10 protein-coding genes and 1 tRNA gene are annotated in these 14,053 nt (G+C 71.9%); 8 read left to right on the top strand and 3 right to left on the bottom strand.

From position 1 onward, the window contains the following. Window positions 1-160 precede the first annotated feature (160 nt). The gene (locus tag ACMCNO_RS12520; protein WP_412749575.1) at window positions 161-898 is read left to right on the top strand and encodes a hypothetical protein; all 738 of its coding nucleotides are present in this window, start codon (window positions 161-163) and stop codon (window positions 896-898) included. Window positions 899-1,293: 395 nt separating this feature from the next. On the opposite strand, the gene ACMCNO_RS12515 is transcribed toward ACMCNO_RS12520, so the two are convergent. The 3 genes from ACMCNO_RS12515 to ACMCNO_RS12505 all read right to left on the bottom strand — a co-directional run bounded on the left by ACMCNO_RS12515 (window position 1,294) and on the right by ACMCNO_RS12505 (window position 3,065). Then, complete coding sequence (locus ACMCNO_RS12515) at window positions 1,294-2,343, bottom strand: tyrosine-type recombinase/integrase (protein ID WP_412749574.1); 1,050 nt, start codon at window positions 2,341-2,343, stop codon at window positions 1,294-1,296. Beyond that, entirely contained in the window at window positions 2,340-2,675 is a 336-nt protein-coding gene (locus ACMCNO_RS12510; RefSeq protein WP_412749573.1) for an AbrB/MazE/SpoVT family DNA-binding domain-containing protein, read from the bottom strand. Before ACMCNO_RS12510 ends, ACMCNO_RS12515 begins: the two co-directional genes overlap by 4 nt. Before the next feature lie 303 nt (window positions 2,676-2,978). Further along, window positions 2,979-3,065, bottom strand: a tRNA-Leu gene (locus ACMCNO_RS12505). Window positions 3,066-3,275: 210 nt separating this feature from the next. Here ACMCNO_RS12505 and ACMCNO_RS12500 point away from each other — a divergent pair. From ACMCNO_RS12500 to ACMCNO_RS12470, 7 genes are all read left to right on the top strand, one after another. After that, window positions 3,276-4,559 carry a tetratricopeptide repeat protein gene (locus ACMCNO_RS12500; protein WP_412749572.1) on the top strand — a complete coding sequence of 428 codons (1,284 nt, stop codon included), beginning with the start codon at window positions 3,276-3,278 and terminating at the stop codon, window positions 4,557-4,559. Between the two features lie 131 nt (window positions 4,560-4,690). Beyond that, entirely contained in the window at window positions 4,691-7,345 is a 2,655-nt protein-coding gene (locus ACMCNO_RS12495) for a fibronectin type III domain-containing protein (RefSeq protein WP_412749571.1), read from the top strand. A 25-nt stretch (window positions 7,346-7,370) separates the two neighbouring features. Next, a complete protein-coding gene (locus tag ACMCNO_RS12490; protein ID WP_412749570.1) occupies window positions 7,371-8,357 on the top strand; it encodes an AAA family ATPase in 987 nt (328 codons plus the stop codon). A 113-nt stretch (window positions 8,358-8,470) separates the two neighbouring features. Beyond that, entirely contained in the window at window positions 8,471-9,607 is a 1,137-nt protein-coding gene (locus ACMCNO_RS12485; protein WP_412753687.1) for a DUF58 domain-containing protein, read from the top strand. Continuing rightward, window positions 9,601-12,105, top strand: a complete 2,505-nt coding sequence (locus ACMCNO_RS12480; RefSeq protein ID WP_412749569.1) for a transglutaminaseTgpA domain-containing protein — start codon at window positions 9,601-9,603, stop codon at window positions 12,103-12,105. Before ACMCNO_RS12485 ends, ACMCNO_RS12480 begins: the two co-directional genes overlap by 7 nt. 31 nt (window positions 12,106-12,136) lie before the next feature. Further along, window positions 12,137-12,781, top strand: coding sequence for a DUF3159 domain-containing protein (locus ACMCNO_RS12475; protein WP_412749568.1), 645 nt, complete (start codon window positions 12,137-12,139; stop codon window positions 12,779-12,781). 17 nt (window positions 12,782-12,798) lie between these two features. Next, window positions 12,799-14,007 (top strand): pyridoxal phosphate-dependent aminotransferase, encoded by a 1,209-nt coding sequence (locus ACMCNO_RS12470; RefSeq protein WP_412749567.1) that lies wholly within the window; start codon window positions 12,799-12,801, stop codon window positions 14,005-14,007. Window positions 14,008-14,053 lie beyond the last annotated feature (46 nt).

Here is a 14,053-nt window from a genome sequence, read left to right as displayed (position 1 = left end):
GGCCGAGGTATCGTCCGTGCGGACCGCAGCCCAGTGGCTTGTAGCGGTCGCTGGGGCCGTCGCGGCCACACTTGTTGCTGGACTGCAAATTGGAGACGTAGGTAAGCACACTGATTCACCGCTAGTCGTGGCGCTTACTATTATATTCTTCAGCATAGCCATGGTCGTTGTCGGAATAATCCTACGCCGGGCCAGTGAAGTGCTGATTGTCGGCCGAACGACGGTTAGTGACATCCTCGACTGCGAACTGGCCGAACGAATGGTGACAAAACCAAGAATTAAGCTAGGCCGGCTTCCGAGCAAGGCCATGCGATCCGCATTTGCCCAGATATCGGTCAACCGCGAGTGGTTACTGGGCGACTATGATTCGACCCAGTCAGTATTCGCAGCGTACCAACAATCCCGGGAGAGTGAATCCGGCACAACAAGTGACACAAACGATGAAGGCAGTAAATCAGATAGTAGGGCTGAGATTGCGGCGCGACTGAACCTGATCTGCGAATTCGTGCGTGCAGAAATTTGTCGCGCCGAGTACAATCGTTTATCCCGCTTCGTCGCAGGCGGCGGCGGAATCGTGTTCTCCGTGGCGGTCATCGCATTCGCGGTCACTCTCGGATGGCCAACATCCAAGCCCCCATCAATTGCTGCACCCTTACCCGTCGCGGTGCATCTTATCGGCAATCAGACCAAATTGTCGCGCGCCAAAATACCGGCGAGCTGCTTGCCTGGAACGCAACTTTCTGGCATTGCTATCGACGGCACGCTCAGTGAACCCGTTGTGGTAACCGAGGCGACCGATTCAATCGTAGACGGCCGAGAAAGCTCGTGTCCTGTACAGAGGTTCGTTGCCTCGAAAGAACTGGCAATTGTAATTCCAAAACCTGGGAAGATCAATTAGGCGCTGTGCAGCTCGAGATTGCCCAGTTGACAACAACATCTCGATGGTTGCCGCTGGCGCCCGCGTGGCACCCCAGCTCCCCAGGGGCCAGCCAGCACCTCGCGGCATCGTGGCGATCGGACCCTGCGCACGGAACGAACTTGGAGCGGCCCAAGGTGGTTGCGTGTCTGTCTTTGTAATCCGTCGGTCGTCCGCTCGAATCCCACTAAGGCGTGTCGGGCGCCGAGGCCGACCAGTGATATCGACTCAAGTCTCGGTGTCCGGATTGCTTGAACAGCCCGAAGCCTCCCTTGCAACCTGAAGCGGTGCGCATCGGCTGCGCCGCACAGGGCCGAACCCGAGACACACTCACAGCGCCCCGACTTCGGCCCCGCACCACCGCACCCGCCCCCTTCTTAGATGTCCGCCTCCGGTGCAAGGGGGTGCGATTCACCGGTCAACGCGGCGACCGCGGCGGCAACCTCGCCTAGGTTTGACTTGATGTAGGTGGCGGTGCTGCCAGCGTCGCCGGAACCGGTATGCCCAGCGAACTCACGCGCCACCGCATAGCTGAAGGTGCGTTCCACCCACGTGATCACCGTGTGCCGCAGCCAGTGCGCGCTAACGCCCTGCGTAGCCGCCCATGGCAGGTGCTCGCCAACCCGCACCCAGAGATGGTCATAGCGGCGATAGGTAAGCGGACGGCCATTGCCATACCGCAGCAGCGGGGCCTCACGGAGCGCGTCGTCGCCCCCGCGTTCCTGCCAGTGCGCCAGCAGATGACGCATCAAGGTCGGTGACACGGGCTGCCACCGCTGCGTCTCGCCCTTCTCCCGCAGCAACACCAGGCACTGCTTGACATCCAAGTCACGACGCCGCAGGTTCAGGGCACCGCCGCGGCGGCACCCCGTCTCGGTGTGGAACCGCAGCAGCAACGAGTCCAGCGCCGGATCATTGCCAGTCGTCGCCGCCACCTCGTTGATCTCCGCCAGCCGGGAATCGGTCAGCGCCCGGCGGCCACTCGGCCGCCGTTTCGGCTTGGCCACCCGCGCCGCGGGGTTCTCCGCCTCGCTCAGCAGCCCGTTCGCAACGGCCCGCCGGTACAGGCACCGCATCGCCGCGATGTAGTTCTCCTCCGCGCCGGCGCCACCGCGGCCGTTGCGGCGGATCACCCGGCCGGCCCGCAGCTGCTTGCCGAGCTGTTCTATCTCCAGCGGCGTCGGCTCGTCCAGCCGCCGTGATCCCCACCGTTCGACCACCCGGTTCCAGTACGTCCCGTACGCCTTCAGGGTCCCGGCCGTGGTCGCGGCGGCGACCTGCGGGACGAACTCGGCGAATGTCGGCACCAGCGGCCGGGCTGCGGCGGCACCGGTGACCAGATCATCGGGCGACAGCCCCAGCTTGGCCAGTAATAACAGCGCGGCGTCCACTTCCGGTCGGCCGCTGCCAGCGGTTTCCGCTTTCATGCCGGGTCACCGCCGAACACTTCAGCATGGCGGCGATTGATCATCCTGTCCAGCGCCGCCGACGGATGAACCACCAACTGTCCGGTCTCCGGATCGGCGACCAGCAACGCCCGGGACCCCAGAGGCAGTCCGCACCAGCGACGTAGCCTGATGGGGATCCGCAGCCGGCCTTTCCGGTCGACCTGGCAGTTGCCGCTACCGTCGGGGACCACGAGGATCAGGCCGGCCCGCGGTCGGACAGCCAGTTTGGCATCGGGATGCCAGCCCAGCGCCGGCAGCACACCGTGTACGGCGATCCGTCCCCGGTCGTCCACCACCGAGACGGCGTACATGGACGCTCGGGCCCGCGCCGCCGCCAGCCGGGGGATCGCGACCCTCCGCGCGCCCGGCCCAGAAGCCGCCCGGGCCCGCGTCAGGCCCGGCCGTGCTGGGAGGGCTAGCGGCGCGACCACCCGCGCGGCGGTCACCGCGACCACCCCACCCGGTGAGGCATAGCCGACCGCATTGGAAGGAGGCGCGGCACGCTCTTGAGCTGAGCGCCGCAATTGACCACCGAGGCCCTCACCGGCAGATCCAGCGGGAGCGCCCAGCGCGTGTCCAAGTACTCTTGAAAACGTGGTCTGTAGCCCACTGATTGGTGTCCGAGGGGGGACTTGAACCCCCACGCCCGTTAAGGGCACTAGCACCTCAAGCTAGCGCGTCTGCCATTCCGCCACCCGGACCTGCTGATGCCAGCCCAGCCAGAGCCGACCTGCGGTTACACCGTTGATCGGCAGCCCGGCGGGCCGCACAGCAAAGCACTCTACACGGCCCCAGACACACCACGCACCGAGGCCCACCGCTCCGCCATCTGACGGATCTTCCGGTCATTTCGCCCAGATCACAGCCGACTAGCCTGGCGCAGGGGCACCACACCGGGCAGCATGGCCAGCGTGTCCCAGCCCTCCGCACTGACCGCCGCCCGGCAGCACGCCCAGGCCCTCGCCGGCTCCGGCGACCTGGCCGGAGCCCGCGCTGTGCTGGAGCGCGCCGTCGAGGTGGGCCGGGCGGGCCTCGGCGAGGACGATCCGGAAGTCCTGGCCACCGCGCACCAGTTGGCTGCCGTGCACCAGCAGGCGGACGACCCGGCGGCGGCCCGCCGGGTGCTGGAGGAGGCGTACGCGGCCGGGCAGTGGCGCCTCGGCGACGCCGATCCGCTCATGCTGACGATCTCCTACGACCTGGGCGTGGTGGCCGCGGAGCTGGGCAACCGGCACGAAGCGCGGCGGGCGTTCTCCCGGGTGGCCGACAACGGACCGGCAGTACTCGGCGCGGGGCATTGGACCGTCGCGCGGGCCAGGGCGTTTCTCGGCGACGAGTCGCCGACAGTGCAACCGGAGGAGCCCGCCGCCCGGGTCGTCCCCACGCCGGGACCAGGGCCCGCCAATCCCGGCGGGGGGACACCACAGGCTCCGCCCGGCCTCGCCACGCCTCGGGACACCACCGGCGGGGGCGCGTTGAGCGAGGCCACAGCGATCGTGCCGATTGTCGAGCCCCGCCCGGCGCCGAACACCTCCGCCGGAGCGCCGTTCCCGCCGACCGGGCAGGAACGGCCGGTCACCCACCCCACCGCCCCGCCCCCCCGGCCTGCCGCCGTACCCATGCCGGCGCCGTTCGCCCCACCGGCCGCGGCTCCGGCTTCGGGGCCTCCGCAATCACCTGCCTCCCGCTTCGCGGCACCACCCCCGGTGCCGGCGCCGGCACCGGGGGCGATGCCAGCGGCCGCGCCAGTCGCGTCCACGTCCGGTCGCCGGGGTCCCGCGTTGTTTGCCGCGATCGCGGCCGTACTGGCCGCGATGATCGCCGTGGTCGCCCTGGTGGTGGTCCTGGCCCGCGGCAACGACCGCCCGCGCCAGCCGGACCAGCCGACCCTCGGCGGCGCCCCGCCGACGGACGTGCGGCTGCGGGACTCGGGCACCTCCATCGAGGTGTCCTGGACCGATCCGGCCAGCGGGATGACCTCGTTCGTGGTGATGGGTGGGCGCTCCGGCCAGTTGCTCACGAAGATGGGAGCTGTCGGGCCGGGACAGACGTCGCTCGATCTGCAGGGGCTGAACCCGGAGCTGGAGTACTGCATCGCGGTGGTCGCGGTGTACAGCACGAGCAAGTTCGCCAGCTCCCCGCAGACCTGCACGAGCCGGTCGGGAAGCGGCGCGCAACCGTCCGCGACACAGTAGATGATCACACTGCGCGATCACACGTATCCACAACGTTGCCTACCTGGGCACCCACGCGGGCCCGGGAACCCCTATGATGGCCAGCGTCCTGACGGGCAGCTGAGCAGCCAAACGGGAGGGGGCACGGGTCCGTGACCAGTGCTGACACCATCATCGCCGAGGGCAGGCGCCGCCTCCGCAGCCGCGGCGGGCTGGTCACCCTGGGTACGGTGCTCAGCCTCGTCGCCGGCCTCGGCCTGACCGTGCTGGGGCTGGGGTCCGCCGACCAGGCTGTCGCGAGCTTCGACGCGGCGTCCTGGGTGTGGAGCCGCACCAAGGGCGAGATGGCCCGGATCAACGGCGTGACCGCCCGGGTGGACACCCGCGTCGACGTGCCCGGTGCCCGCGGCCACCAGATGCAGGTCAGCCAGAACGACCGGTTCGTCATCCTGCGCGACGTGAACACCGGCAAGATCAGCTCGATGGACCTGACCACGCTGCAGGAGTATGCGAACGCTCCCAGCGGCTCGGGCCTCGGCGTCAGCGTCGCCATGAACAAGGACGCGGTCTTCATCATCGACGCGGTGCGCGGCGAGGTCAGCCAGCGCGACCCGCGCACGATGAACGCGATCGGCGAGACCCTGCACTACGCCCCCGGCATCACCGGCGGCACGTTCGACGGCAAGGGCCGGCTGTGGATCGCCGTCCCGAGCGAGGGCACGGTCTCGGCGATCACGCCGGCGCCGGTGCCGTCCGACGCGCCCTCCGGCGGGCAGGCGGCGGGCGGGCCCGCCGGGCCGCGGCTGATCTCCACGACCGCGGTCGCGCCGCCCAGCCACGACCTGGCGATCTCGACGCTCGACTCCGGCGTCGCGGTGCTCAACCGGACGACCAACGCGCTGACCACCGTCCACGACAGCGACAAGCGGACCACCCAGCTCAAGCTGTCGGGGCCCGGCTCGCTCGCCCCCCACACCGACGGGCTGGTGGTGCCGGTGACCGTGCCGGACGCGCGGCACGTGTTCACGGTCAGCGACTCGGGAGCGACCCGCGACTTCGCGGTCCCCGGCCAGGGTGAGCAGTTGCAGCCGGCCGTGGCGTGGGAGGGCTACTTCTACGTCGCCGACGGCGACACCGGCTCGGTGCACGTGTTCGACGCCGCGGGCCGGCCGCAGGAGGGCATCGCGATCAAGCGGCCCGGCGGTCCGCTGGAGCTCGAGGTCCGGGAGAACTACCTGTTCATCAACGCTCCGGGCGCCTCGACCGCCCGGGTCGTGGACAACGCGCATGCGGTGCGGACGGTCGACAAGTACGCCGACGACGTGCTCGGCGGCGACCCGCCGCCGGCCCCGCCGACGCCTCCCACTCCCCCGCCCCCGCCGCCGAAGCCGCGCAAGCCGCAGGCCGAGAAGCCGGGCGCCCCGCGCAACGTGCGCGCCGCCGCGGGCAACGCGGAGGCCCGGGTGACCTGGCAGGCCGCCGACCCGCACGGCGCGGCGATCACCAAGTACGTGGTGGCGGGCGCGGGAAAGACGTTCCAGGTCGGCGCCGATCAGCGCTCGCTGAACGTCACGGGTCTGACCAACGGTGAGACGTACACGTTCGCGGTGCACGCGGTGAACCGCAAGGGCGACGGACCCCCGCGGGAGAGCAACGCGGTGCGCCCGACGGCCGAGGTGCCGGACGCGCCGGAGTCCGTGAACGCCGAGGCCAAGCCGGACGGCACCGTCGTGGTGAGCTGGCCCGCCGCCAACGGCCAGGGCCTGAACATCACCCGTTACACGGTCACCGCGATCGCCGAGGGCACCAACGCCCCGGCCGGCGATGTCACCGACGGCACGTCGCTGACCATCAAGGACGGCCAGCTGGAGTACGGCAAGCAGTACGCGTTCACCGTCGTCGCGGTCAACGAGCGCGGTGCCGGGTCGAAGGCGTCGCCGATCAGTGACAGCGTGGTGCCGTTCGCGAAGCCGGGCCGCCCGGAGAACGTCGACGCGGCGACGGTCGGCGACCAGGCCGGGACGATCCGGGTCGCCTGGTCCGCACCAGCGGACAACGGTCGCCCGATCACCAAGTACACGGTGAGCGCAGGGGGCCGGACGACGGAGGTCACCGACAGCACCTCCGTGACGCTCAACGGCTTCGGCGCGGGCGAGAATGTCGCGGTCGAGGTCCGGGCGGTCAACGAGGCCGGTGACAGCGAACCGGGCACGGCCACGGCCCGCACCGTCGCCCAGCCCGTCGTGACGATCACGGGCTCGTCGGCGACGTTCGACACGGCCACGGTCGCGTTCAACGTCAACGCGGGTGGCGGCACGGCCACCTGCGCGATGACCTCGGACAACGGCGGCGGCAAGGCCTCCGGCAGCTGCTCGAGCCTCAAGGTGGGCAACCTGAAGCCGAGCACGAAGTACACGTTCACGGTCACGGCGAAGAACGCCGCGGGCGCGGTCAGCAAGACCCGGGTCCAGCAGACCGATGCCCTGTTGGGCACCGCCACCTGCAACAACGGCGAGAGCGGCGACACCGCCCACTACTGCGACGCGGACGTCTCCGGGCGCAACGGCAACGAGATCTTCAGCGTCACCCGGCAGGACAACGCCAAGCAGGTCGGGTGGGCCAAGCCGGGTACCCGGCTGGAGGCGTACTGCAAGAAGTCCGGTGAAGAGGTGTACGCGTACATCTACAACCACGACAAGCGCAGCACCTGGTGGATCCAGGTGAACTACGCAGGCAAGAACTACATCCCGTGGGCGTGGCTCAACCTGGACGGTGGAGACGACCTGGGCAACCTTCCCACCTGTTGACGTCGCATCCCCCGAGGTTCACGCAGTGCACAACGAAACCCTTCCCCCACAGCACGTTCAGGGCTTCGCCGCCGTCGCCGCTCAGCTGGCCGACCGGATCGGCGGGGTCGTGCTCGGCAAGCCCGAGGTGGTCCGGCTGGCCCTGACCGCGTTCTTCGCGCAAGGTCACGTGCTGCTCGAGGACGTGCCCGGGGTCGGCAAGACCACCCTGGCGCGGGCCTTGGCCGCGAGCGTGCAGGGGCAGTGGCGGCGCATCCAGTTCACCCCGGACCTGCTGCCCTCCGACGTCTCCGGCGTGACGATCTTCAACCAGGCGAGTCGCGGCTTCGAGTTCCATCCCGGGCCGGTGTTCGCGAACATCGTCATCGCCGACGAGATCAACCGCGCCTCGCCCAAGACCCAGTCGGCGCTGCTGGAGGTCATGGAGGAGCGGCGGGTCACGGTCGACGGCGTACCGCACCCGGTGCCACAGCCGTTCCTGGTGGTGGCCACCCAGAACCCCGTCGAGATGGACGGCACGTACCGGCTGCCCGAGGCGCAGCTCGACCGGTTCCTGGTCAAGTTGTCCGTCGGCTATCCCGACGAGGACGTCGAGGTCGAGGTCCTCCGGGGTGCCGCGGCACGCTCCCCCGAGGCCATCGAGCCGGTCACCGACACCGCGACCGTCGGCGAGATGGCCCGCATGGCCCTGCGGGTGCACATCGCCGACCCGCTGTACAGCTACGCGGTCAGGCTCGCCACCGCCACCCGCAACCATCCGCAGGTACGCGTCGGCGTGAGCCCTCGCGGGGTCATCGCGCTGACCCGGGCGGCGTCGGCGTACGCGCTGATCAACGGCCGCGGCTACGTGCTGCCGGAGGACTTCAAGGCGCTGCTCGGGCCCGTGTTCGCGCACCGGGTGCTGCTATCGGCCGACGCGCAGCTGCGCGGGGTGACCGCGGCCGAGGTCCTCGATGACGCGGTCCGTTCCGTGCCGGTGCCGCTGCCCGACAACCAGCGCGTCGGGGCGTGACCCCGCCGACCGACCCGGTCGCGCCGCAGAGCGCGACCACCCCGCGCGGCGACACCGGCCCGCAGGGCGCACCACACGCACGCGGACGCTCCGGCTCCGGACGGGGCGTGCGGTTGCGGGGCATCACGGGGCGCGGGGCCGGTGCCGCGGTGGCGGCGGTCGCGCTGCTCGTCGCCGGGTTCCGCTTCGGCTATCCCGACCTGGCCCTGCTCGGCGCGGCCTCGGCGATCGCGGTGCTGTGCGCGGCCGGGTTCGCGGCATGGCGGCCCCGGCTGGGCGTGGACCGGATCGCCGATCCCGACCGGGTGGCGCGGGGCGAGCCCGCCCGGATGTCACTGACCGTACGCAACACCAGCCGCCTGCGGTCCGCGAACCTCGTCGCCACGGACCGTTGCGGCGGCGCGAGTGTCCCGGTACCGCTGCTGCGGCTGCGCCCCGGGCGCGACACGACGGTCGAGTATCCCGTGCCGACCGTACGCCGTGGCGTGGTGCCGGTCGGTCCGCTGCGGGTGACCCGCGGTGACCCGCTGGGCCTGATGCGGCTGTCCCGCACGTTCGGTGCGGCGACGACGGTGTGGGTGCACCCGCGCATCCACCTGCTGCGCGCGGTCCCCGCCGGGATGGCGCGCAGCCTCGACGGGCGTATCGACAAGGTCCCGCACGGCACGATCACGTTCGACTCGCTCCGTGAGTACGTCGTCGGCGACGAGCTGCGCCGCGTGCACTGGCGCAGCAGCGCGAAGGTCGGCGAGCTGATGGTGCGCGAACAACTCGACACCAGCGAGCCGACGATCGTGGTGGTGCTGGACGACCGGGCCGCCGCCCACCCGGGTGCGCGCGCCGGAGCGGCCGAGTCGTTCGAGGCGGCCTGCGAGGCGGCCGCGTCGATCGTGGCCGCCGCGGTCCGCGAGGACCTGCCGGTCAGCCTGCATCTGGTGTCGGGTCCCGCGCCCGGGCCGTATCTCGACGTGCTCACCGAGGCGGCGCTGCGGCCCGGTGATCTGGCCCAGCGGCTCCGGCACCTGCGCGCCCAGCGCCTCGGGGACACGCTGGTCTTCCTCACCGGTCCGGGCGGGCGGGCCGACCTGGGTGCGGTGAGCGGCCTGCGCGGGCCGTACCCGGTGGTGCTGGCCGGGTTGTTCGGCGACCGCGACGCCGCGCCGGTCTCGGCCTCCGACGGCCTTATCGTCATCGAGGCGGAGGACGGCACCCAGTTCGCGGCCGCCTGGGACGGGGTGCGCGGATGGTGAGGTGGCTGCGCGCCGCGGTGGCGCCGCTGGCGCTGATCGGGCTGGTCGCCCTCGCCGGGCTGGCGCTGGGCCGCATCTACGCCGACGCGTTGCTGGCGCAACTGGTGGCCGGTGCGGCGATCGGCTCGGTGGGCGTCAGTGTGGCGGTGCGACGACTGCCGTCGTGGACGGTGGCGCCGCTGTCGGTGCTGGCACTGGCCGGGTACGCGGTCTGGGCCGTGCGCCTGGCCGCCGCGCATGCCGCGCTGACCGACCCGCTGCCCACGGTCCTCACCGACGCCCTGACGAACGGCATTCCGCGCCTGCTCACCGCGATGATCCCGGTCGAGCCGACCCCGGACACCGTGATCGTGCCGGTCGTGGCGGCCTGGCTGGCCGGGCTGGCGGGTGCCGAACTGGCGTTGCGCACCGGACGGGTGCTGCTCGGCTGCCTGCCTCCGGTGCTGCTGTATGCGGGCGCCCTGTACGTCGTCGGCCCCAACGAGTCGGCCGTGGGGCGGCCCACCCTCGTGTTCGCGGGTCTGGTCGTGGTGGCGCTGGCGGCCACCGCCCGGCCGGACGCCGCCGCCGTACCGGGATCCGCCACATCGGACGCGGCCCCCGTCGCGCCGGACGCGGGGTTGCCCGCAGGCACGCGCGCCGCGGTGCGCGGGCGCGCCCTGCTCGGCCTGGCCGCGGGCCTCGCGGTGCTGGTCGGGATGGTCGCGCTGGTCGGGCCATGGGTCAGCGACAAGGTCTCGGCCACCCCGGCAGACCCGCGACGGTACGTCCAACCGCCGCAGGTGGACAGCCTCGACGAGAGTCCGCTCAACCGGATCTCCGGGTGGGCGCTGGACCCCGGGCAGCGGCTGCTCGAGGTGAGCCCGGACCCGACGGTGACCGGGTCGCCGCCCGCCCCACGCCCGTCCACGGCCACACCGGCCGACGACGGAACCTCCGGCCCGGAAACCGACGGATCCGGCGGTCCGGACGGTGACGCCGGCCCGGGGAAGGGCGCAGGCGGCCAGCGCCGGCCCGTGCGGTTGCGGCTGGCGGTCCTGCCCGACTTCGACGGCGTGACCTGGCGGGTCGGTGCCACGTACCGCAACGCGGGCCGGGTGCTGCCCACGCAGGCTGCGTCACCGGGCGCCGAGGTTCGTGAGGTGCGCCAGGAGATCCGCGTCGAGGGCCTCACCGGCCGCCTGCTTCCCGCGGTGCCCACCCCCGCCACGGTCTCGGGGGCGCGGGTGGCGTTCGATCCGGCGACGGGCACGCTGATCCGCCCCGAGGGGCTCTCCCCGGGACTGCGCTACTCGGTCACCTCGCAGGTGCAGCTCCCGGACCTCAACCTGCTGCCCACGGCGGACACCCCGGCCGGGGATGCCGTGGCCCGGTATCTGGCGGTCGGCGCCGCGGCGCCACCGGAGATCCAGCGGCTGGCCGATCAGCTCGCCGACGGCAACGGGGCCGCGTACGACCGGGCGGTGGCGATCGAGGACTTCCTCGCCGAGCATTACCGCCAGGTGCCGGACGCGCCGAGCGGGCACGCGTACCCGAATCTGTCGTTCTTCCTGTTCGGCCCGCGGGACCGCGGCGGCCAGGTGGGGACGTCGGAGCAGTTCGCGGCGTCGTTCGCGCTGCTGGCGCGATTGACCGGCCTGCCCAGCCGGGTGGTGGTGGGCTTCGACGCGCCGGCGCAGGGCGGGACGGTCACGGCAGGCGACGCGATCGCCTGGCCGGAGATCCTCTTCGACGACCTGGGGTGGGTCCCCTTCAACCCGCTGCCCAAGAGCCGGCAGCCACCACGGCCGGTCGAGGAGGACTTCACCCCCAAGCCGCCCACGACGCCGCCGAGCACCTCGGACGCCCCCACGCCCAGCGACAGCCCGACGGCGTCGGCCACGCCGACCGCGCCCGCCGCCGACCCGCACCGTGGGGTGTCGGCCCCGGTGGTGGCCGGTGGCGCCGGTGGCACGGTGCTGCTCGTGCTCATGGCCGCCGCCGCGACCGTGGCGGGGCTGCGGCGCGCCCAGCGCAAACGGCGGTTGACCCGGGGCGGCCCCGCGGAGCGGATCACCGGCGCCTGGTACGAGGTCACCGACGCCTTGCGGCTGGCGGGCCGGCCGGTGCCGGGGCACCTGTCGGCTGCCGAGGTGGCCCGGTTCGCGGCGGGAGCGGATGAACCACCACCGCCCGGGCGCCTGCGCCGGGCCGCCCCGCCACCCCGCGCAGGGCAGGCGGGCCCGGATCCGCTGCCTCCACTGGACGACCTCGTGGCGGGTGTCAACTCGCTGCTGTTCGCTCCCGGCGCTGCGGACCGCCAGCAGGCGCTGCGGGCCGGTGACCAGGCCGTCGCGTACGCGGCCGCGTTGCGCGCGCACCGACCGTGGTGGCGCCGCGTGTGGTGGAGCCTGCATCCCGGCCCGCTGCGCTGGCACCGGCGCCGCGCCGGCCCCGCCCCGGCGGCCGGATCCCGGGCACCCGACCGGGCGCAGAAGACCCCGACCCCGACCGGTTAGGCTGTCCTAACTTCGACGGCAGGGGTGGGGCGTGACGCAGCCGGAATCGCTGGCCGGTCTGCTGGGTGGGCGGCGGGCCGCGCTGGACGCGACCGTACCCCCGGCGGTGTTCGTGGTGGGCTGGCTCGCCGCCGGCCGGTCCGTGGGGATCGGCGCGGTGGCGGCGATCGCGGCCGCGCTCGGGGTCGCGGCCTGGCGACTGCGCCGCGGCCACCGGCCGCGCGCCGTCCTGGTCGGCCTGCTCGGCGTGTGCGTGGCGGCGCTGGTCGCGCTGCGCACCGGCCGGGCCGAGGACTTCTTCCTGCTGCAGTTGCTGAGCAACGCGGCCAGCGCGCTGGTCTGGGCGCTGAGCATCGTGGTGCGCTGGCCGCTGCTCGGGCTGGTGGTCGGGGCGGTGCTGGGGCAGCGCACCCGGTGGCGCCGCGATCCCGCCCTGCTCCGGGCGTACGCGCGGGGCAGCTGGGTCTGGGTGGCCCAGTACGCGGTGCGCGTGGCGGTGTTCCTCCCGCTGTACGCCACGGGTCAGGTGGTGGCGCTCGGCGTCGCCCGGGTCGCGCTGACCTGGCCACTCGTGGCCTCCTGCCTGGCGGCCAGTTGGTGGGTGATCCGCCGTAGCCTGCCGCCCGGCCACCCCGGGCTGCGCCATCCCCAACCAGCGCAGGCCCCCGTCCGCTGACGGCCTAGGCTGGGCGCATGGTGGCGCAGGCGAACAGGCTCAGGGACGTCCGGTACGACATCCGCGGCCCGGTGCTGCGGCGCGCCCAGGAACTGGAGGCCGCGGGGCACCGCATCCTCAAGCTCAACCTCGGCAACCCGGCGCCGTGGGGCCTGAACGCGCCCGAGCCGATGGTCGCCGACATGGTGCAGAATCTGCCCGACGCCGAGGGCTACAGCGACGCCCGCGGCATCTACTCCGCCCGCGTCGCGGTCGCCCAGTATTACCAGACGCTGGGCGTGGAGGGGGTTCAGCCGGACGACGTGTTCCTCGGCAACGGCGTCTCCGAGCTGATCGTCATGACGTTGCAGGCGCTGCTCAACACGGGTGACGAGGTGCTGGTGCCGAGCCCGGACTACCCGTTGTGGACCGGCGCGGTCACGCTGTGCGGTGGCCGGGCGGTGCACTACCGGTGCGACGAGACGCAGGACTGGGCGCCCGACCTGGAGCATGTCGCGGCGCAGATCACGCCGCGTACCCGCGCCCTGGTGATCATCAATCCGAACAATCCGACCGGGGCCGTGTACTCGCGCGAGACCCTGCTCGGGCTGCTGGGGATCGCCCGCCGGCATGGCCTGCTGGTGCTCTCCGACGAGATCTACGACAAGATCCTGTTCGACGACGCCGTCCACGAGTGCGCCGCCGCCCTGGCCCCGGACCTGCTGGTCATCACGATGAGCGGGCTGTCGAAGACGTACCGGGCGGCGGGGTTCCGCTCCGGCTGGATGGCGATCAGCGGGCCCACCACGCACGCCGCGGACTACCTGGAGGGCGTGCAGCTGCTGGCCAACATGCGGCTGTGCCCGAACGTCCCGGCCCAGCACGCGGTGCAGACCGCCCTGGGCGGGTTCCAGAGCATCGCCACCCTGATCCGTCCGGGTGGACGCCTGTACGAACAGCGCAACCACGCCTGGCAGCGACTCACCGAGATCCCGGGGGTGAGCTGCGTGCAGCCGCGCGGGGCGCTGTACCTGTTCGCCCGCCTCGACCCCGCGGTGCACAAGATCCGCGACGACCAGCGGCTCATCATCGACCTGCTGGAGCAGCAGTTGCTGCTGCTCTCCCACGGCACCGGTTTCAACCTGCCCACCCCGGACCATCTGCGGATGGTGTTCCTCGCACCGGTCGACGTGCTGGACGACGCGACGAACCGGCTGCGCCGGTTCCTGGAGACCTACGAACAGTAGGAGCTGGATCAGCGCAACCCGACGGCAACCGGTGAGCAGCGGGGCT

It is taken from the genome of Krasilnikovia sp. M28-CT-15 (assembly GCF_047159595.1).
GTDB lineage: Bacteria > Actinomycetota > Actinomycetes > Mycobacteriales > Micromonosporaceae > Actinoplanes.
This window is presented reverse-complemented; position numbering and strand designations above follow the sequence as displayed.

Excerpts from the sequence above, each read along its gene's own strand:
- ACMCNO_RS12510 (WP_412749573.1), bottom strand. The coding sequence starts at position 2,675 with ATGTACGCCGTCTCGGTGGTGGACGACCGGGGACGGATCGCCGTACAC.
- ACMCNO_RS12480 (WP_412749569.1), top strand. The coding sequence starts at position 9,601 with ATGGTGAGGTGGCTGCGCGCCGCGGTGGCGCCGCTGGCGCTGATCGGG.
- ACMCNO_RS12515 (WP_412749574.1), bottom strand. The coding sequence starts at position 2,343 with ATGAAAGCGGAAACCGCTGGCAGCGGCCGACCGGAAGTGGACGCCGCG.
- ACMCNO_RS12470 (WP_412749567.1), top strand. The coding sequence starts at position 12,799 with ATGGTGGCGCAGGCGAACAGGCTCAGGGACGTCCGGTACGACATCCGC.
- ACMCNO_RS12520 (WP_412749575.1), top strand. The coding sequence starts at position 161 with ATGGTCGTTGTCGGAATAATCCTACGCCGGGCCAGTGAAGTGCTGATT.